Source organism: Streptomyces sp. TRM70350 (assembly GCF_019219825.1).
Classification (GTDB): Bacteria; Actinomycetota; Actinomycetes; order Streptomycetales; family Streptomycetaceae; genus Streptomyces.
In genome coordinates this window covers 1-20,089 of record NZ_JAHUXH010000044.1, presented here as the reverse complement: position 1 = coordinate 20,089, position 20,089 = coordinate 1, and the positions used below count along the sequence as shown (strand labels likewise).

The following is a 20,089-nucleotide window of genomic DNA, read 5'->3' as shown; positions in this document are numbered from 1 at the left end:
TCGATCCGTCAGCGGGGTTCGGTCGCTGAGTGGCTCGACGGTTCGCCCATGATGTCCCCTGATGTCGGGGGTGGGCCGTCGCGTGACGCTGCGGCTGCGCCGGGTTCAAGGTGACGGCGGGCGTGTTTCGTGAGGCGGGCCGGCAGGTGGTAGAGGCGAAAGCACATGGTGCCGGGCTCGGCATCGACCAGATCGGCGTGGTCGCGCAGCGCCAGGAGGTTGTGCAGGCCCATCGCCTTGTTCGTGCGCACCCGGTCCTCCACTTCTGTGTGATCACGGTGGAGGGCGTCGAGGAATTGAGGCTGGTGGGAGCCGGCGATGCCTCACATCCGGCCGATGACCCTCCGGACGATCAGCAAGGTGCTCTTTGGGCCGGCCCTCCCGGGTGTTCAGGCCGGTCAGCTCGGCCACGAAGTAGCCCTCCTGGAGGGAGCCGTCCTGTTTCAGGGGAGGTCTCCCAGGCTGTCTCGGGCAGCTGTTGAGCCAGAGATGCTCCAGCAGCCCGTGGATGCCCATTACCCCCCGTTATCTTCTTCGCGGTTCCGCAACGGGACCGCTGGCCTCCGGGCCCGGCATGACTGTTCCCCCCTGTCGAAGGGATGACCTGGGGTGGTGTCACCGGGCCCGGAAGGTGCCGTCGGAGACGCTGATCAGAGGCCCGACTACCGCCCCGCCGAGCGCAACGCCCGGCACCTCCCGGGCGGCAGGTCTGCATAACGTGGATGCGCGTGCGACACCGATGCCGAGGCCGGCACGTTCAACTTCCCTGGAAGGGCGCGATGTTCGACACCGAAGACGTGGGCGTGTTCCTCGGCCTGGACGTCGGCAAGAGCGCCCATCACGGGCACGGGCTGACCCCGGCCGGCAAGAAGGTCTTCGACAAGCAGCTGCCCAACAGCGAGCCGAAACTGCGGGCCGTCTTCGACAAGCCGACCGCGAAGTTCGGCACCGTCCTGGTGATCGTGGACCAGCCTGCCTCGATCGGCGCTCTCCCGCTCACCGTCGCCCGCGACGCGGGCTGCAAGGTCGCCTACCTGCCGGGCCTGGCGATGCGCCGGATCGCCGACCTCTACCCGGGCGAGGCCAAGACCGACGCGAAGGACGCCGCGGTCATCGCGGACGCCGCCCGCACCCTGCCCAACGCACTGCGCTCGCTGGAACTCACCGACGAGATCACCGCCGAACTGACCGTACTGGTCGGCTTCGACCAGGACCTCGCGGCCGAGGCCACCCGCGCCTCCAACCGGATACGCGGCCGAGGCGATCCGGCCCAAGGCCCCCCGCATGGCACAGCGGCTGATCGACGAGGTCTTTGACGCGCTCGACGAACAGACCGTCATCGTTCCCGGGACCGGCACCCTCGACATCGTGATCCCGTCCCTGGTCCGCTCCCTGGCCGCCGTCCACGAACAGCGCCGGGCCCTGGAAGCACAGATCAACGCCCTGCTGGAGGCACACCCTCTTTCCCAGGTCCTGACCTCGATGCCGGGGGTCGCGGTCAGGACCGCCGCTGTGCTGCTGGTCACCGTCGGTGACGGCACCAGTTTCCCCAGCGCCGCCCACCTGGCCTCCTACGCCGGGCTTGCGCCCGCCACGAAGTCGTCGGGGACCTCGATCCATGGCGAACACGCGCCCAGAGGCGGCAACCGGCAGCTGAAACGGGCGATGTTCCTCTCGGCATTCGCCGCCCTGCACGACCCCGCCTCCCGCACTTACTACGACAAACAACGCGCCCGCAAGAAGACCCACACCCAAGCCCTCCTCCGCCTCGCCCACCACCGCATCAGCGTGCTCTTCGCCATGCTCCGCGACGGCACGTTCTACGAGCCACGCACCCCCGGAACCGCCTCCGCATGACCCACTCACCCTTGACGAAGGACATAGAGGCACCCCCCCGCCGACCCGGATGAGGAGTTCGGCCGCGCGGCGCCGAGCGTGCACGTAATCAGCGGGGACGAGTCCCCTTGTTCATCTCGTCGCGGTTTCGACGAGCCTCTGAACCCACTTGCGGCGATAAACGCGATAGCCGCTGATGACGGCCTTCACGATTTCCTCGCTGTTGATGGCGACAAAGACAAGTGGGAACGGGAGATCCCATACGAGCGCCGCCATGAATGTCAGCGGAATGGCGATCATCCACTGGCAGGCCAGATCCGCCCTCAAAATGTAGACCGTGTCTCCCCCGGCCCTCAGGAGACCGTTCTGGAGAGTCATGCATGTCATCCGGAAAATGAACACGAATGCCAAGACGACGGCGGTTTCCCGCGCGACGCCGATCGTCTCGCCGTCGATTTCCCCGTAGATCTTCCCCACCCAGAAGCTGGTCAACAGCAGGAGCAGACTGCATACGGCCGCGACAGCCGTGCTCCAGATCAACAGGGCCTTGCTCATGCACCATGTGCGCTCTTCGTCGGCGCCTTCCCCGATGCTGTTCCCGATGAGCACCGCCGCCGCCGTGGCCACACCGTTCGCGAAGCACACGGCGGTGTCCTCGATCGGATTGATCATCGACAGAACCGCCAGCTCCTGCGTGCCGGCCCGACCGACGATGGCGCTGTAGCAGAAGATTCCGATCGCCCACGACATCGAACCCAGTGATACCGGAAGGCCGACACGCCAGATCTTCTGCAGGATTCCGTTGCCGACACCGTCGCGGAGGTCCCGGATGCGGAAGGCCATGGGATGGCGCCTTCCGTACAGGTACACGATGAACAGAAGGCATTCCGCGTAGGTGCTGATGACGGTTGCCCAGGCCGCCCCGGCCAGTCGCAGTTCGGGCATTCCCCAGTTGCCGAAGACAAGACCGTATGCCAGAGCCACATGGAGGAACAGGCCGATCAAGGCGAGATTCATAGCCGTCTTCGCCTGCCCCAGGCTTCGCAGACTCGCGGCCAGCACCGATATCACAGCGAAGGGAATGATCATCGGAATCACAGTTCTGATGTATTCGGTACCCAGCGATATCACGCGGAAATTCTCCGTGCCCACCGCCATGATCTCCCTCGCCCAGACGAAGCAGGCGGTGCAGACGACCACGGCGATCGCGCTGGCGATCACAACGGTCAACGTCGTGGCCTGGCGGGCTTTCCGCGCACTGCCGTTGCCCCAGAACTGTGCGACGATGACCGCGCCGCCATTGGCCGTTCCCAGCATGGCCATGATGACGATGAAAATGACGCGGGTGGAATAGCCGATGGCGGCTATCTCATCGGTACCCAGGTGCGATACGAAAAGCGCGTCAACGATTGTCCTGGACGAGGACATGAGGGACTGCAGCGTCACAGGAACCGCCGTGGCGCACACCAACGCTATGAACCTGCGGTCGAGCGCCAACCTGAGACCGCTGTGCACCGCCCCTCCCGCGCCGTCCACCGTCTGCGTCACGGTCATGCCGCCTCATCTTCCCGAGTGCGTTGTTGGAGTTCACGACTGTCAGCCCGCGCGGGCGGGCCGGGGATGACGGTCTCGTGCCCTCCCCGGCCTGCGACGTTCCGGCGCGGTCGCCGGTGGCGGGGTCTCAGCGCAGCGCTTCGGCTTCCGGAGCCACGACCTTCACAGCGACACGCTCGGCTTCCCGAAGGACGGTGTCGCGGAACTGCGTGCTCAGCTCGAGGACAGGGGCCAGAACGCGGCACTCGTCGATGCTCTGGTCGGTGTAGGGCAGGGCGAGCCCGGCCAGCGGGAGAACCTCGCGAGAGGTGTGCTCGTCGAACATCGTGCTGATCCAGGGGGCGGGAGTGTGCGACTCGGTGTCGATGGCGGCGCCCACCACGAGGACACTGCGGCCGTTGATCGTGCCACGCACGACACCCATCTGCTGCCCGTCTGCGGGCACGGCGGCGGCCACTTCACGCGCGGCGTCCGGATAGAGCCGGTCCGCATCGAGCTGGTCGTACGCGATGGCCATCTCCACGTCCAGGACCGGCCACTTGGAGAGGTAGAACCGCCAGTTGATGATCTCCGTCTCGGACTGGTCCACCTGGTTGCGTGGGTGCGGCAGGTGCACGCCGTAGACGCCTTCACCCAGCACGATGGGCGTGCCCGTGAGTGAGACACGGCGGGCCCACTCCTGGTCCTCGGGCCCCCAGCCGCGGAAGCCCTCCTCGTAGGTGAGGCCGTGCTCCTTGACGATCGCCGCGGGGACGGCGACGAGGGCACCGCAGGCGTAGACCCAGGGGAAACGAGCGAAAGCCGACGCGTACTCGGGAGTCCAGCGGTAGTCAAGCTGGACGTTGCCCTCCGTTTCCAGCTCCGCGAGCACCTTTCGGTAGTCGCTGAACGGGCGGACCTCGACGGCCTCCACGTCACGCCTGACGACGTCGTTGTAGCCGATCATCTGCCCCACCACGCAGATCTTCTGCCCGTGCTGGAAGTACCGGGTGTAGAGGTTCTCCAGGAATCGCGAGGGCACGACCATGTCCGCGTCCAGAACGACGAGGACCTGCCCGGACACGTGCCGCAGCGCCAGGTTCCTGGCGTGGCAGAGATTCCACTCGACGCCCGACATCACCGTGACGATGTTGAGCCGGTCCGAGAACTCCTCGCACACGGAGGCGAATTCCGGCGAGTTCTCCAGCGCACCGATGATGACTTCGAACTCCGAACGGTCCATGGTCTGTTCGGCGAGGGCGGCGAAGGCGAGCTTGATGTTGTCCAGGCGCTGCTTGTACGGAATCACGATGCTGAACTTCGGGGCACCCATACTTGCTCCTCCTGCGAAGTCGTCTGCCTTCCCGGTGGTCCGTCGAGGGGACCGGGAACCTTCAGACAAGAGTTTGGCGCAAGGTTGCCAAATTTGGCAAGAGCTTGGAAACCCGCTCGCAGCAGAAGGAAAGGAGCTCCCCGTGCGCGGATGTCACCGCGCACGGGGAGCTCTGTCGTAGGGGAGTTGGATGAGGGCAACGGACAGGGCCGCCCCGACACCGCGCCCTCCGGGCGTCGGCGGGTGGCGGGGTGGTGCCGTCGAGCCGACGGATGACCGACCAGCCCCAGATCTCGGGCAGTCGGCGATGTTCGCCCGCCACTTCCCGCCGCGGACTCGATACCCGGCTCGCTCGACAGAACGGCCCACTGCGGAAACCGAGCGGCGATCGACCGGCGGACGAGCGGGACGTCGATGTCGGCTTCAACCTGTGGATTCGGCTGTCGCAGAGATGGCATCCCGAGACGGCTTCTGAACAGTGCCCGGTCACGCGGCGGGAAGAGCCGTCGGTGCGGACTCATCTGCGCGAGCCGCCATCTCATCCACCGTCCGGGTGCGGTCGCCTCCGCCGTCGTGCAGCAGTACGACGGAGCCCGGGCGCGCCTGGTCGAGGATGATGTCGGCGCCGGCCCGGGCACCCGGCATCGACCAGCCGTCCGGCACCACGTCCCACAGCAACGGTCGTAAGCCCGGACTCGGAACAGGGCCGGCGTGGCTTTCGCTTCCTGGATGCATTCGATCTGCCCCTTGAGCTGAGGCCGGGTCAGCGGGCTGGGCACGGGCGTTCATGCCCACGCAGAAGAACGTCGCCGGTACGCCGTAGCGTTCCAGGATGCGCCCGGCTTTCTCCGACTGCAGTCCGTCGCCGAAGGTGAGATCGATCTCCTCGCGGTCACGGTGACTCACGCACCGGCCCGCAGCGGTCAGCTCCGCCGCCTCGGCCGCCGTGCCCGCGATCCATGCCTCATGCTCCGGCTCACGGCCGGTCCACGTGCTGCGTGAACGCTCCGGACCGGCCAGCAGATGCGGATCCGCCCGGTGGACGGCGAGGCTCGCGGCCATCATGCGTCCGTCGAGGATGCCGTTGGTGCTCTCTACCCGGGTGCCCAGCGGCCGCCCGCGCAGCGCACACGGATGGCCGATCAGCTCCTGCCAGGCGCCGTGGCCGAGGCCCAGCTTCTGTGCGCGCCGCAACATGTGCCGCCGGTACGGCTTCACTGGCGACCGGGCGGGGCCGACCTGACAGTACGAGGCGTCGACGACGTGACGACCTCACCGGACAGCTGGTCGGTGTCCAAATGCGTGCCGGCGTCGAGGCTGTCCAAGTAGTGCAGCGGGTGGATCACCGCATGGGCGCGGTCGGTCTGTGGCCCGTTGCCCCGTAGTCGTGGTGCCAGGGCATGCCCGGGGCGTCCGGGCGCTGCCGGTCGCGGTGCAGGTGGTGGAAGACGACGTCGGGTCCCATCAGCCTGCTGAGCATCTGGAGGAGCGACTCGTAGCCGATGAGTTCGCCGTGGCCCAAGACTTCCAGCTCCATCACGGGCAGAACCCCGTGGACGTCTGGGTCGAGGCGAGAGGCGATCGACCGCGTGCGCAGCCCTTCGGCTACCCAGCGGTCGACCTCGCCGCGTGCCCCGACACCAGGATCGGTGGGAAGGAAGCACGGCAGGATCAGGTATCCGTGCTGCTCGGGGCTCGGACGCAGGGCCGGCTCGGTGGTGAGCGATGCGAAGTCATGGCAAAGCGTCCAGTCTCGCACGGGTGGGGGGTGGGGTGAGGGGGCCGGTGGACGGCGTCCGGGCGTGCCTCAGCGGAACGAGTGCGGAAGGGGACACGAGGACCAGGTCGCTCGGCAGAACATGAGAAGCCGGCCGTCACAGGAACGGGACACCGAGGCTGCCGCAGGGGGGAGATGCGCAGAGGGCGCGGAAAGGACGGCCAAGCAATGGCAAGCCCGGCCCTCAACGTGCCCGGTGAGGCAAAAGGGACGCCGCGGCGCACGTGCCGTGCCTGCGGGAGGGGCGGTACGACCGCTCCAGCCCGTGTTACGGCCAGTCAATCCTGCCGTCGGAAGCTAAGGCAACGATCGACGTCTGCTGCTTGGGCCAGTCTATGCCCTGTTGCCAAGAGGCGATCGAGGCGCTCAGAGCCAGGACGGAGAGAGCTGCTGCGGATGCCGTACGAAATCGCCTGAACATGTTCGAATCCATTCATGAAGTTGCAGGTGGGGGGGTTTCAGGGATACAGCCCAGCAGGGCGAGACCAACGTAGCCCACTCCGGTCGCGCATGGCAATAGCTTGCCACACTTGGCAAGTAAGCGATTGCCATCGGCGAGGTAGCTAAAATTGGTTGACAATTGAATCTGGCAAGTTACTTGCCTGATCAGTCGACGTTTCCCTACACTGAGACCAAGCAGCACCTTCAGTACATTGACTGCTCGCCGAGCGTCGCGGGGGAGGCTGAGCGGTGTACTGTCGCCGCATCCGTGCATCTGAATAGTGAGACTCATATGCTTGATCAGCCAGCTTTCGGACAACGCCTCAAGGAACTGCGCCTCGAGCGCGATCTTTCGCAGGCCGCGCTGGCCGGCAAGGAGATCTCCACCGGGTACTTGTCCCGTCTCGAGTCGGGCGCGAGGCAACCCACGGAACGCGTGGTCAACTACCTCGTCCAGGCACTCGGGGTCGAGCGCTCGGCCTTTGACACCCCGCCAAGTGGAGGCTCCCTGGCCCAGGCGCTCTCCCTCGCCATCTCCACGGAGAGCGACGAGAGCAGCGAGAACCTCATCACCGTACTCGCCCAAGTGCGGGAGGAGAACCTGTTCCTGCGCTGGCAAGCCCTGTGGCACATCTCGCGGTACCGGCAGCGTCGCGGCGAGCGGGCCGAGGAGCTGGCGTGCCTGGAGGAACTGGTGCAGGTGGCCGACAAACTCGTCCTGCCCGAACTCCAGTGCAGAGCCCGATTTCAGCTCGCCCGCGCCCTGAGGTCGACGGGTGAGGTGTCGCGGGCGCTGGACCTCGCACTCCACGCCTACCAACTGGCCAAGGGTGCCGCACTCGCCGTCCCGGACACCGGGGGCGCGCTGCTGACGCTCGTCTCCGTGGAGGCCGAGGCGGGTCGGCTGCCCGATGCCCGGGCGCACGTCGACGAACTGGTCGACCTGGTGGCGGCGCGGTCCGACACGCTGGCCACCGAGGCACTGTGGTCGGCCGCCACCGTGCGGTTCCGGCAGGGCGACCACGAGGGCGCCCGGGACTGCCTCGAGCGGGCCATGAAGGAACTGGACAGCGGCGTCGACCTGACGTTGTGGGCGCGGCTGCGGCTGGCCGCCGCGTCCCTGCACCTACAGAGCACGCCGCCGCGGACCGAGCGCGGCCGGGAGTGTCTCCAGGAGGCGGCCGGCGCCCTCGCACTCATCGGCACGGCCGTGCTCCGCCAGGAGTTGCTCACCCTCCAGACCCACCTCGCCTTCCACGAGGGCCGGTACACGGACGCACGGCAGCTGTACGACGAGCTCAACCGTGACGAGCTGCTGGTGACCTACCGGGACCAGGTACGGCTGCGCATCCTCGACAGCCGGCTGATGATCCTGGAGGGCCGCGAGCAAGAGGGCATCCGCCACCTGAAGGAACTCGGTGAGCAGGCCCAGCAGCAGTCCAACATCGACCTGGCCGCCGAAATCTGGCGGATCCTCGCCGAATGCCTGGAGGACGTGAGCCAGTTGCGCAGGACGGAAGCGGAAGAGGCGTAAGGCGACAACAGCACACCCCTTGACGGCCCGTCAGGAATCCGACGGGCCGTTTTGCCGTGGTTACCGGGATTGCCGGAACCGGGTCAGCGACCGGCCGTGGCCAGTCCGGCGTCGGCCCAGTTCGCCGGCCGCCTCCGGCGTGGGGCTGCCGCCAGGTGCGACGGGCGGCTCGGCGTGCAGGACGGACTGGTGGGCCGTATGCGCACCTCGCCCAGGACGACGCCATCCGCGGTGAGCCACAGTTCCACGTGAAAGACCCCGAACCGCAGGCCCGAGCGCGGCCGTGACCCAGCGGTCGATCTCCACGAAGTGCGGGGGCGGCAGCACCTCCTTACCCGTCACTGCGAGGACCTTCGGCCGGTGAAGAGGATGACGCCCTCCATAGGGCGGCCCGGGCGACCGATTCCCGCACGCCGTCGCGCAGCCAGGAAGAAGACCCGCTACGCGGTCCGCTACGCAGCCGAGGGCACCATTTCAGACACCGAGGATGTCTCCTCACCAAGACCGCCGGCCTTCCAGACCTTTCTGGACCAGAACGAGATCCCCCGGTCGAAGTGTCGCGCGCCCTCGACGGGCCGCTCGGCGCGCTGACCCCAGCCGGGCGTGCGAGCGCCGCTCGATGTCGACGCTGGAGGGCAGTGGGTTCCCCCTCCCCCGGCGACCAGCAGCGAATGAGGTGGAGGCCGGAGTCAGCGGGTGTTCCGTCCCTCCGTCGTCGCCAGTATGCGTCGTAGCCAGGACACCCGGGCCCCGTGGGCCGCGCGGGAGATCGCGGCCTTCGGGACCCACTCGTCGAAGCTGTGGAAGGCACCGGACCAGACGTGAAGTTCGGCCTGTCCGCCCGCCCGCCAGATGCGGTCGGCGTATGCGACGCCCTCGTCCCGCAGCGCCTCCACCGAGCCGACCTCGATGAACGCCGGCGGCAGCCCCGACAGGTCCCGGGCCCGTGCCGGGGCCGCGTAGTACGAGACGTCCTCGGTGCCGCGCCGTGCGCCGAGCAGCGCCGTCCAGCCCACCCGGTTGGACGCGCCGTCCCAGAGCCCAACGTGTTCCATCTGGATGTGCGAGAACGTCTCGCACCGGTCGTCCAGCATCGGGAACTGGAGCAACTGACCCCGCGGCCGGGGGCCTCGGCGGTCCCGGGCGAGCAGCGCGAGCCCTGCCGCGAGCGCGCCACCGGCGCTGTTTCCGCTCAGGACGATCCGGTCCGGGTCCAGCCCGAGGTCCGTGGCGTTACGGGCGAGCCAGGTGAGGCCGGCGTAGCAGTCCTCCACCGGGTGGGGGTCGGGGTGTTCCGGGGCGAGCCGGTAGTCGACGGATACCACGGCCAGGTCCAGCTCCTGGGCCCGGTCCAGCTCACCGGCCAGCTCCGTACTGCGGTGGCTACCGGCGACCATGCCGCCGCCGTGGGTGTGGTAGATCACCGGGTGCGGCCCCGTCGCGGCCGTCGGACGGCAGATGAGCAGGGGCAGGTCGGGCGCGCCGGGCGGCCCGGGGACCGTACGCTCCTCGATCTCGAACCGTCCGCCGCGCCGGATGTCGGCATCGGTCAATCGGCCGGCGTCCGACCTGCGCCGCCGGTCGGCGACGAGTTCGGGCGTCAACGGCATCGGCAGGTCGTCGAGGACGGCATGCAGAGGTGTCGCCAGCTCGGGATCGAAGGGCGGCGGACCGCCCACTCCTCCATCTGCCACATCTGGGCGTGGATGTGCGGGAGTGATGGTCATGGTGCTCCTGAGGTTTGCGGTGGAAGAGCGCTGAGGGGAGGGGGGAACCGTCAGTCGACCGTGTCCGCGCCGGTCAGCGCCAGGGCGTCGACTTCGAGCAGCAGGTCAGGGCGGTAGAGCGCCACCACCTGGACCACGGTGCTCGCCGGTGGCCGCGTGGTGTCGATGAACTCGTCGCGCGCGGCGAGGACGGCCGGTACGTGGGCGATGTCCGTCATGTAGTAGGTGAGCTTGATGATGTCGTCGAAGGTGAGTCCGGCGGCGGCCAGACAGCCGCGCATGTTCTCGAAGATCTGCCGGGTCTGCGCGGCCGGGTCGCCCTCGCCGACCAGCTCGCCGTTCTCGTCGAACGGCATCTGGCCGGCCACGGCGGCCACGCGGCCCGGCCCGGTCACCACATGGGTGTAGCCGTCGCTCGGGTGGACGCCCGGCGGGTGTGAGATGTGGGTGAGGGTGGTGCGCCTGGTGGTCATGAGAATCCTCCGTCTCGCGGCGTCGTTCTTGGAGTCAGGTGTACGGGCAGTGCCGCGGGTCCGTTGACGGCGTTCGACCGCACGCGAGTGACGGGACCCGCCTGTTCGATCACGCCCGTCGAGTCGAGGAGTTCCGTGAACAGAGCCCGCATCTCGGCGCGGGCCAGTGTGCTGCCGATGCAGAAGTGCTCGCCGGAGGCCAGGGCGATGTGCCGGTTGGGGCGGCGGTCGATGTCGAAGCGGTACGGATCCTCGAAGATGTCCTCGTCCCGGTTGGCCGAGGGCAACCACAGCACGACCCGGTCGCCGGCCTCGATCCGCTCGCCCCGGATGACGCGGGGCCGGGTGGCGGTCCGCATGCTGTGCGTCGCGCTGGAGGTCCAGCGCACGATCTCCTCCACCGCGCCGGGCAGCAGCGCGCGGTCCTGGCGCAGCCGGTGCCACTGGTCGGGGTGCTGGAGGAAGGCGAGCATGCCGCCGATCAGGGCGAGCCGGCCGTTCTCCGTGGCGCCGATGAGGTTCTCGCAGTTGAGCAGCACCTCGTGCTCGCTCAGCAGCTCGCCGTGGACGGTCCCGTTGACCAGGGCGCTCACCAGGTCGTCGGCGGGTTCGGCCATGCGGTCGTAGAGCAGCTCCATGAAGTACTCCATGAGCTGCGGGTGCGCGGCCAGCGAGGTGTGCGCGGAGAACGCCTCCTCGCACCACCGGTAGACATCCTCGTGGTCCCGCTCGGGGATGCCGATGATCCCGCAGATGACGGAGTGCGAGAACCGTCCGGCGAGGTGGACGAAGTCGCAGCCGCCCTCGTCGAGGGCGGCTGCGACGGCCGTACGCGCCGCTGTCCGGATGGAGTCCTCCAGCACGCGCACGGCACGGGTGCTGAACCAGTCCGCCATGAGCGACCGCAACTCCTTGTGGCGCGGCGGGTCGGACAGGGCGAGGGTCAGTCCGCCTCCGGGGTCGTCGCCGAGCCGGGCCGGGCGCAGCAGCACCCCGCGGGCCGAGCTGAAGCCGCCCGGGTCGCGGTAGACGGACCGGATGTCCTCGTACTTGGTGAGCGACCAGAAAGCGGGCAGTTCCCCGGCCTCGTGCCGGTGCACGGGGGAGAACTCCCGCATCCAGCGCCACAGCGCGTGCGGGTCGCCGCTGACGTGCAGTTCGGGGTCGGCCATACGGGAGAGGAGGTGTTCGGGCGATACGGCGGTTGCCGTCATGACGGTGCCCTTCCGGAAGTGAGCCGGTCCGGTCGGTCCAGCCGGTCCAGTTGGTCGGAGAAGTGTTCGGTGATCTCGCGGGCCACGGCGGGCGGTACGGCCTCCGGGCGGAACGTCGTCTCCACGCGCAGCCCGCCCGTGCCGTCCGGCCAGCACTCGGTGTGCAGTTCGAGGGGCAGATCCGGGTAGGGCTGGCGCAGGAACGCGCTGCGCAGACCGGGGAGTTCGAGGTCCGGGGTGGGGTTGTCCTGGAGCGCGAAGAGGGCCTGGTAGAGCGGGGGCCGGCCGGTGCGGGGCGGGTCGACGAGAGTGAGGACCTCCCCCAAGGGAACCTCCTGCGCGGCGAAGGCACGGGTGACGATCCCGCCGGTCTCGCGCACGGCGGCCGCGCCGCCGTCGAGGGCTGTACCGCGCAGTCGCAGGCACAGCATGGTGATGTGGCACCCGACGACGTCCTCCAGCCCCGCCGCGTCGCGCTGCGCGACCGGGACACCGACCGCGAAGTCCCGCTGTCCGGTTACCTCCGCGACGCTTCGCGCCCACAGGGCGAGCAACACGACGAACCGGCTCACACCGCACTCGGCGGCCAGCGCGTCAACCGCACCGAGTCCGGGCACCGGGACCTGGGCCACCACCAGCGCGGGCTCGCTGTCGCTCGTGGTCTCGGGCGGGCCCGGTGGCCAGCGCAGCTCCGGCACGGCGGTCAGTTCATCCACCAGGTATGCGCGGTGGGCGTCGGGGGCGGCGAGGGCCCGGCGCAGGATGCGTTCCGTGTGCAGCTGACGCAGCGACGGGGGAGCGGGGCGCGGGCCGGCGGCGGACAGCATGGCGGCCCGCGCTCCCGCACCGGGCAGCGCGGCGGTGTAGGCCGTGCTCAGGTCGCGGGCGAGCACCGACTCCGACCAGCCGTCGAAGGCGATGTGGTGCACCACGCAGCCGAACACCGCCGTGTTGGACCCGGCCACCGGTACCAGCGCCGTGCGCCACACCTCTCCCGCGGCCAGGTCGAGTTCGTCGGTCAGCTCGGCGCGCAGCGCCCGGACCGCGGCGTCGACGGACGGCTCCTCGTCCAGCTCCTCGACGTCGGGAGGCGCGATGTCCACGAGCACGGCTGACGGGCCCGGATCCGCGAGATAGGCGGCGCGCAGCGCCTCGTGCCGGCCGTGCACCTCGTCGACGGCGGCGCCCAGAGCCGCCCGGTCCAGCTCGCCCTCGACGGTCCAGGTGAGCAGACAGTGCGAGGTCAGATCGGTGGGGGCGACGAGCCGGCGGGTGAGGTACACGATCTGCATGGGCGTGAGCGGAGTGGTGCCGTCCGGGGCAGGCGGCTCGGGAGCCACTGGCACGTCGGCCGTGTCCCGCAGCCACCGCGCGAGCGCCGAGACGGTCGTACGGCCGTAGAACCGCGCGACCGGAACGGGGCGGCCGAACCGGGCCGCGAGCCGGGCGCACACCCGCCCCGCCCCGAGCGAGGTCCCGCCGAGTTCGGCGAACGGCACGTCGAGCGGTACGGAGTCACGGCCGAGCACGGCCGCGAAGGTCTCCGCGACGGCCCGTACGACGGGGTCGGGCACGGTCTCGGTCCGGTCCGGGCCGGACGTGGACGGCGGCCGGGCCGGCTCCGGTGCCAGCGCGAGCAGGGCCCGCTCGTCGAGTTTTCCCCGGTCGGTGGTCGGGAAGCCGTCGACGACGACCAGCAGCGCGGGACGCTGGTAGGGGACGAGCGCCGCGTGGAGCGTGGCGAGGGCGTCGGGCAGCGGGTCGTCTGGCCGGAGCGGCACGCAGAACGCGATCAGTTCCAGGCTCGTGCCGGAGGCGTCCGGGCGGGGCAGCACCCGGCAGGACCGTACGCCCGGCAGCAGCTCCTCCGCCTGCCGCTCGACCTCGGCGGGTTCCACGCGATGGCCCCAGATCTTCACCTGCCGGTCGGCCCGGCCCCGGTAGTGCAGCAGTCCGTCCGGGTCCCACTCGACCAGGTCGCCGGTGCGGTAGACCCGTACGTCCTCGCCGGCACCGTCACCGAAGCCGTCGGCGTCGCCCGGATCGAGCGGGATCCGGATGAACTTCCGCTCGGTCAGGGCGGGATCGCCGAGGTAGCCCAGCGCCAGCCCGTCCCCCGCGACACACAGTTCGCCCGTCTCGCCCACCGCGCACGGGCGGGTGCCGTCCGGCTCCAGGACGTACACCCGGGTACCGGGGACCGGACGACCGAGGGGGATGCCGCCGGGGCGGTCGCAGTCGGCCTCGGTGATGCGGTGCGTGGTGGTGAACACGGTGGACTCGACCGGGCCGTACCCGTTGATCAGGGCGATGCCGGGATGCCGGCGCAGAAAGCGGCGCACATGGGGAACGGAGAGCCGCTCACCGCCGATGAGCACCTGGCGCAGGCCGTGGAACGCGTCCGGGTCCTCGTCCACGACCATGTTGAACAGGCTGCTGGTGAGCCACACGGTGTTCATGCCGTGCCGCAGTACACCGGCGCGCAGCGCGGTGGGTGACAGATAGGGCTCCTCGACGATCACAGAGGTGCCGCCGTTGAGGAGCACCGACCACAGCTCCAGGGAGAACGCGTCCCAGGACACGGCCGCCGCCAGCGGCATCACGGTGTCGGCGGCGAACGACGCGAAGCCGTCCCGGGGGAAGAGCCTTGCCGTCGCCCGGTGCGGGGTCACGGCCCCCTTGGGGCGGCCGGTCGTGCCCGAGGTGAAGAAGACGCAGGCCGGGGCGGAGCCGTCGACGCGCGCGGGCCGGAAGCCCGGTGGTGCCGGTTCGGGAACGGGGCCTTGAGGCGGTGACCAGATCCGCAACGGCGGTCCGCCCAGGGGGAGTTCGCTGCCGTGTTCGGCCACCGCGAGGGGTGGGTCGAGTTGCGCGCGGATGTCGCTCAGTCGCCGCTCGGGCCAGGCGGGGTCCAGCAGCGCGTACGCGGCGCCGGTCTTGAGGATCGCGAGCAGGGCGACGACCAGACGGGCGCCGCGCGGCAGCAGGACCGGGACCAGGTCGCCGGGGCCGGTGCCGGCGGCGACGAGCCGGGCGGCCCAGGCGTCGGCGGTGCGGTCCAACTCCTCGTAGGTGATGGCGCGTTCGTCGTCGACGAGGGCCACCGCGTCCGGCCGGGCGCGGGCGTGGCGGGCGAACGTCTCGTGCAGGCCCTCCTCGGGCGCGGCGCATGGACGTCCCACGCTCCAGGCGGCGTTCGGTCGCAAGCGCACTCTCTCCCCCTCGACTGCTCCGTGCAGGCACGAATCAAATGATTGCCAGGATTGGCAAGAGATTGCCATAGTATTGCCATTGCTGACAACCTACTCAGGTGCCCCGATGCGGAAGGTGGTTTCGATGACTCGCGACCGATCCCTGGACATAGCCGTCACCGGCATCTCCGCAAGGTTCCCCGGCGCCGCCGACCTCGACGCGTGGTGGACGGCCCTGACCGAGGGCCGGGTCCTGACCAGTCGCTACGAGAAGTCCGACCTGCTCGCCGCGGGCGTGCCCAAGGACCTGCTGGACGACCCCGACTACGTACCAGTCCACGGTCGTCTCCCGGACGCCGACCGCTTCGACAACGTGCTGTTCGGGGTCAGCCCGCGCGAGGCCGAGATGATGGACCCACAGCACCGGCTGATGCTGGAGGCCGCGTGGGCGGCCCTGGAGGACGCGGGCGTCACCCCGCGCGGCCGGGGCGCGGAGCGGGCGGCGGGGGCGCAGAGAACGGCCGTGTTCGCCTCCGCCAGCGGCAGCGGCTATCTGCGCGCCATGGTCGCGAGCGGGGAGCTGGACGCGCTGACCATCGAGGACGCGATCCACGGCACCGAGCCCGACTTCATGGCCAGCCTCCTGTCGTACAAGCTGGACCTGAACGGGCCCGCGGTGGCCGTCCAGACCGCCTGCTCCTCCTCCCTGGTCGCCCTGCACATGGCCGTCCAGTCGCTGCTGAACGGCGACTGCGACCAGGCCCTCGTCGTCGCCGCCGGGATCCCGTACCCGCAGGCCGGACACCTCGCCGTGGCCGGCGGCATCCACTCTGCCTCGGGGGAGTGCCGACCCTTCGACGAGAACGCCGACGGTGTCGTCGCCGGGTCGGGGGTGGCGTGCGTGGTGCTGCGTCGGCTCGCCGACGCGGAGGCGGACGGTGACGACCCCTACGGTGTCGTGCTCGGCACGGCGATCAACAACGACGGGGCGGCGAAAGCGGGTTACTACGCCCCGTCCGTCGGCGGCCAGGAGGCCGTCATCCGCGCCGCCCTGTCCACGGCGGACGTCGGCGGCGACACCATCGGCTACCTGGAGACGCACGGCACCGGCACCCGTGTGGGCGACCCCATTGAGTGGTCGGCGGCCTCGGCCGCGCTGAGCGGGGCGGGCGCCCCCGAGGGCTCGATCGCGGTGGGGGCGGTCAAGGCCAACGTCGGCCATCTCGACAACGCCGCAGGGCTGGCCGCCCTGATCAAGGCACTGCTGGTGGTGAAGACGGGCGTGGTGCCCCCGGTGGCCGGGTTCACCGGCCTCAACCCGCTGCTGGAGACGGACGGTTCGCCGCTGTACGTCCCCACCGAGTGCGGTCCGTGGACGGGGCCCGAGCCGCGCCGGGCAGGGGTCAGCTCCTTCGGCATCGGCGGCACCAACGTGCACGTGGTCGTCGAGCAGCCGCCCGTCGCACCGGCCGGGCCCGACTCCGACGACCGTGCGCGGCTGGTGCTGCTGTCCGCCGCCGACGCGGAGGCACTGGATCGCTCGGCCGCCCGGCTGGGCGCCCGACTGGCCGACGGCGCGGACCTGACGGACGTCGCCGCCACCCTCGCCACGGGACGGGCCGAACTGCCGGAGCGGCTCGCCGTGACCGGGCGTACCACCGCCGAGGTGGCGCGGCGGCTGACGCGGAACACGGCCGCCGTACGCGGCAGCCGTCCCGCGGGCGGGCCCGCGCCCGTCGTGTTCGCCTTCCCCGGGCAGGGCACCCAGTACCCGGGCATGGCACTGCCGGCCGCCGAGGCCCTGCCGGGCTTCCCGGCCGCGCTGGAGCAGTGCCTCGCCGCCTTCGAGCCGGCGCTCGCCGAACGGATGCGCCGCGCGCTCCACGACCCCGGCTTCCCCGCCCCGGACCTGGCGGCGACCGAGCTGGCCCAGCCCGTCCTGTTCGCCTTCGAGTACGCGGCCGCCACCGCCCTCGTCGCCCTCGGCGTCACCCCCGCCGCGGTGGCCGGGCACAGCCTCGGCGAGATCACCGCGGCCTGTGTCGCCGGGGTCTTCGACCTCGCCGACGCCGCCCGCTTGGTGACCGTCCGCGGGCAGGCCATGCAGGAGTGCCCGCAGGGCGCCATGCTCGCGCTCGGCTGCGAGGAGGAACGCATCCGCGAACTCATCGCCGTCTCAGGCCTGCCCGGTCTGGAGCCGGCCGCGGTGAATTCCCCCGACGGCTGTGTGGTGGCCGGTCCCGTCGCGGCCGTCACCGAGTTCGAGGCACGCCTCGCGGGCCGGATCCCCGTACGCCGTCTCGCCGCGGACCGCGCCTTCCACAGCGCGCTCGTCGAACCCGCGCTGCCCCGGCTGACCGACACGCTTGCCACCCTCGCCGTCCACAGGCCCTCCGTGCCCTTCGCGGCCAATGTCACCGGGCGCCTGTTCCCGCCGGACAGCGACATCCGGCCGCAGCTCTTCGCCGAACAGGCGCGGCGCACCGTGCGGTTCGGGGACGCCCTGGCGTCGGTCGCCGACCACCTTCCCGACGCGCTGGTCGTGGAGGTGGGGCCCGGCCGGGTGCTGTCCGCCCTCGCGGAGGCGGCCGGCCTGCCCTCCGTCCCGCTCTCGCCGTCCCGTACGGCCCACCCCGCCGACGAGGTCCTCGCCGCCCTCGGCACCCTGTGGACCCGGGGCCAGCCGCTCTCCCCGCGTGCCCTGTGCGCCCCCGGTCGGCGCCGGGTCCATCTGCCGACCTACCCGTTCGCGGGCCCGCGCTGGATCGCCCCGGAGGCGGCGCCGTCGACGGATGCGTCACGGTTGGTCAGGGCCAGCGAAGTCGTCGAGGAGGCCGTCCCGGTCCAGGAGCCCGTGCCGACGCGGGCGGCGAAGCCCGCGCCCGCCGCGCCGGAGGGCCCCACCGCCCTCCTCACCCGCCTGTGGACGGAACTCCTCGGCCACTGCGACCTCGCCGCCCACTCCGACTTCTTCGACCTGGGCGGCGACTCCTTGCTGGCCACCCGCCTCGCCCGCCGGGCCACCCGCGAACTCGGCGTCCGGGTCCCCGTCCGCGACCTGATGACCGCACGCTCCCTGAGCGGCCAGGCGGAACTCCTGACCGCCCTCATGACGGCCCGCTGACCGACAGTCCACCCGACCGACCAGACCGAGACCGACAGACCGACAGACTGACATCGACAGTCCGAGACAAAGGCACACATCGTGACCGCTCCGGTACCAGGCGTCTTCCTCCGGGATCGGAGTCTGACCTACGACAGTCAGGCCGCCCTCGCCAGCGCCTTCGGCGAGGTGCCCCTCGGGCACCCCAGCTACGCCGCCCCCGAGAACCGGCCCAGGGTCAGGGAGATCGACTCCCGGGAGGGCACCCGCGCCAACGACTGGCACACCGCACTTGCCCGAGCCGCTGCGGGCCCTTGCCGGCCGGCTGCGGGTAGTGCGCAGCAACGACTCCAGCTACACCGACGCCACGGTGGCCGCGCGCCGCGAGTACGTCTCCACCCTGTTCGAGACCGAGCACCCGGCGGTGCACGACCACCCCGAGACCGGTGAACGTGCCCTGGTGTTCGGCGGGTTCGCGCGCCGGGCGGTCGGCCTCGGTCCCCAGGCGTCGCGCGATGTCCTGCGCATCCGGCAGGAGCACGGGGCCACCCCGGAGCACACCGTCCGCTGGCGCTGGCGCGGAGGACCTGGCGATCTGGGACAACCGGTCGACACAGCACTACGCCGTCTTCGACTACGGCACCCGGGACCGGCGCGCGGAACGCTGCACCGTGACCGGAAGTGGTCTGCCACAACCCCGCTAAGGAAGAACGCGACCGCCACCACCGCGATCATGCCCTCAAGCGCATCGCGGCCGAACCGGAGCGGATCCGTGCCCCGCGTGAACGCGACGCCAAACACGCGGCGACAACGAAAGCGTGTCATGACGGCGCCGGCGTCGCGCCCGCGTCACCGGGGCGGCAGTACCGCGTCCAGCAGCCGGTCCGCCCCGTACCGCAGCACATCGGTCGTCCGCAGCCCGGTCTCCTGCTCCAGGCGGTCGATCGCGTCGCGCGCCTCGTCGTACGGCAGGCCGCGTGACATCACCGAGATCCCGGCCACCCGGCAGGCGTCGTCGGGCCAGACCCAGCGCACCGCCTGCTCGTTGATCTCGATGGCCCGGCGCACCGAGGGAAGACGGTGCCCCGGCAGCAGACCGACGCTCTCGCGCTGCAGGTCGTGACAGAGGACCAGGGAGTCCGGCCTCGCCCCGTGCAGCAGCCCGAGAGTGACGGCCGAGTAGCGCGGATGGTTCAGGGCCTCCTGGCCTTCGACCAGGACGAGATCGTGCTCCTGCGCGGCGTCGAACACGACCTGCTCCACCACGCTGTTGACGAAGTCGGACATGACACCGTCGACGGTCACGCCGCCCCGGAGATCATCATGCCGACCTGGCCGGTGGCCACGAATCCGGGCGCGAGTCCGCGGCCGAGTGCAGCCCGCCGCAGCTCCAGCATCGTCGTCATCTTGCCGCTGCTGCAGTCGGTGCCCACTGCGAGCACCGTGTGCGGCCCCGCCCGGTGCTCGCGGTAGTGGACCACCGGCCGGCCGTCCGCCGCGAAGTCCGTGAAGTACAGCTCATGGGGCGGCCTGCGAACGTCCCGGATGCGTGCCCCCGTACGGGCGGCGACGGCTCGGCATCGTCGGCGAACTGGTAGTGCAGACCGCTGACCACGTCGAGCCCCGACTCCAGCGCGGTGAGCACCTGTTCACGCCAGTACGGATCGACGGCCGACCCCACGGGTTCGTCTGCCAGGAGCACCAGAAAGAGCGCGAGCTCCGCTACGGATCCGGTATCCGGGGTGGAGCGGTCCAAAGAACAGCCTGGCGCGATGGCACTGGTGATTGACAGCATCGGATCCTTCGAAGTGGCCGCCAATGACCCGCGAGGACGTCAGGGGCCGCAGTCCCTCGCCCACCTCCAGGACGTGGAAGCGGCGCGTGCCTGCCTGGAGCGGGCGATCGACGGCTCGGCAGCGATGTCGCC

The 20,089-nt window shown here is 70.4% G+C and carries 12 protein-coding genes and 3 pseudogenes; 4 read left to right on the top strand and 11 right to left on the bottom strand.

Annotated elements, in window-relative coordinates:
• Positions 1-8: 8 nt before the first annotated feature.
• Positions 9-251, bottom strand: coding sequence for a hypothetical protein (locus tag KWI83_RS35235; protein ID WP_256363256.1), 243 nt, complete (start codon positions 249-251; stop codon positions 9-11).
• A gap of 528 nt (positions 252-779) precedes the next feature.
• On the opposite strand from KWI83_RS35235, the pseudogene KWI83_RS35230 reads away from it, so the two are divergent.
• A pseudogene (locus KWI83_RS35230) lies at positions 780-1,857 on the top strand (IS110 family transposase).
• Between the two features lie 111 nt (positions 1,858-1,968).
• Here KWI83_RS35230 and KWI83_RS35225 read toward each other — a convergent pair.
• The 4 genes from KWI83_RS35225 to KWI83_RS35210 all read right to left on the bottom strand — a co-directional run bounded on the left by KWI83_RS35225 (position 1,969) and on the right by KWI83_RS35210 (position 6,239).
• Positions 1,969-3,390, bottom strand: coding sequence for an MATE family efflux transporter (locus KWI83_RS35225; protein WP_218518456.1), 1,422 nt, complete (start codon positions 3,388-3,390; stop codon positions 1,969-1,971).
• A gap of 127 nt (positions 3,391-3,517) precedes the next feature.
• Positions 3,518-4,702, bottom strand: a complete 1,185-nt coding sequence (locus tag KWI83_RS35220) for a glycosyltransferase family 2 protein (RefSeq protein WP_218518455.1) — start codon at positions 4,700-4,702, stop codon at positions 3,518-3,520.
• Positions 4,703-5,188: 486 nt separating this feature from the next.
• Positions 5,189-5,899 (bottom strand): hypothetical protein, encoded by a 711-nt coding sequence (locus KWI83_RS35215; RefSeq protein WP_218518454.1) that lies wholly within the window; start codon positions 5,897-5,899, stop codon positions 5,189-5,191.
• 145 nt (positions 5,900-6,044) lie between these two features.
• A complete protein-coding gene (locus KWI83_RS35210; protein ID WP_218518453.1) occupies positions 6,045-6,239 on the bottom strand; it encodes a hypothetical protein in 195 nt (64 codons plus the stop codon).
• 973 nt (positions 6,240-7,212) lie between these two features.
• On the opposite strand from KWI83_RS35210, the gene KWI83_RS35205 reads away from it, so the two are divergent.
• A complete protein-coding gene (locus KWI83_RS35205; RefSeq protein ID WP_218518452.1) occupies positions 7,213-8,454 on the top strand; it encodes a helix-turn-helix domain-containing protein in 1,242 nt (413 codons plus the stop codon).
• Between the two features lie 689 nt (positions 8,455-9,143).
• Here the strand turns inward: KWI83_RS35205 and KWI83_RS35200 are convergent.
• From KWI83_RS35200 to KWI83_RS35185, 4 genes are read right to left on the bottom strand one after another with little or no spacing between them, the layout of a single operon-like run.
• Positions 9,144-10,181: an alpha/beta hydrolase gene (locus KWI83_RS35200; RefSeq protein WP_218518451.1), complete on the bottom strand. Its 1,038-nt coding sequence runs from the start codon at positions 10,179-10,181 to the stop codon at positions 9,144-9,146.
• Positions 10,182-10,231: 50 nt separating this feature from the next.
• A complete protein-coding gene (locus KWI83_RS35195) occupies positions 10,232-10,654 on the bottom strand; it encodes a RidA family protein (protein WP_218518450.1) in 423 nt (140 codons plus the stop codon).
• Positions 10,651-11,868, bottom strand: a complete 1,218-nt coding sequence (locus tag KWI83_RS35190; RefSeq protein WP_218518449.1) for a cytochrome P450 — start codon at positions 11,866-11,868, stop codon at positions 10,651-10,653. The genes KWI83_RS35195 and KWI83_RS35190 overlap by 4 nt, the downstream gene beginning before the upstream one ends.
• On the bottom strand, positions 11,865-15,074 hold the full coding sequence (locus KWI83_RS35185) for a non-ribosomal peptide synthetase (RefSeq protein ID WP_218518448.1): 3,210 nt from the start codon (positions 15,072-15,074) through the stop codon (positions 11,865-11,867). Before KWI83_RS35185 ends, KWI83_RS35190 begins: the two co-directional genes overlap by 4 nt.
• A gap of 130 nt (positions 15,075-15,204) precedes the next feature.
• Here KWI83_RS35185 and KWI83_RS35180 point away from each other — a divergent pair, with 130 nt between their 5' ends.
• Together KWI83_RS35180 and KWI83_RS40515 are read left to right on the top strand one after the other, a co-directional pair.
• The gene (locus tag KWI83_RS35180) at positions 15,205-18,183 is read left to right on the top strand and encodes a type I polyketide synthase (protein WP_218518447.1); all 2,979 of its coding nucleotides are present in this window, start codon (positions 15,205-15,207) and stop codon (positions 18,181-18,183) included.
• 313 nt (positions 18,184-18,496) lie between these two features.
• Positions 18,497-18,688, top strand: a pseudogene (locus KWI83_RS40515) (TauD/TfdA family dioxygenase); the annotation flags it as partial.
• 323 nt (positions 18,689-19,011) lie between these two features.
• Here the strand turns inward: KWI83_RS40515 and KWI83_RS35170 are convergent.
• Together KWI83_RS35170 and KWI83_RS40510 are read right to left on the bottom strand one after the other, a co-directional pair.
• A pseudogene (locus KWI83_RS35170) lies at positions 19,012-19,559 on the bottom strand (DUF1611 domain-containing protein).
• A gap of 5 nt (positions 19,560-19,564) precedes the next feature.
• Positions 19,565-19,957, bottom strand: a complete 393-nt coding sequence (locus tag KWI83_RS40510; RefSeq protein ID WP_218518444.1) for a DUF1611 domain-containing protein — start codon at positions 19,955-19,957, stop codon at positions 19,565-19,567.
• Positions 19,958-20,089 lie beyond the last annotated feature (132 nt).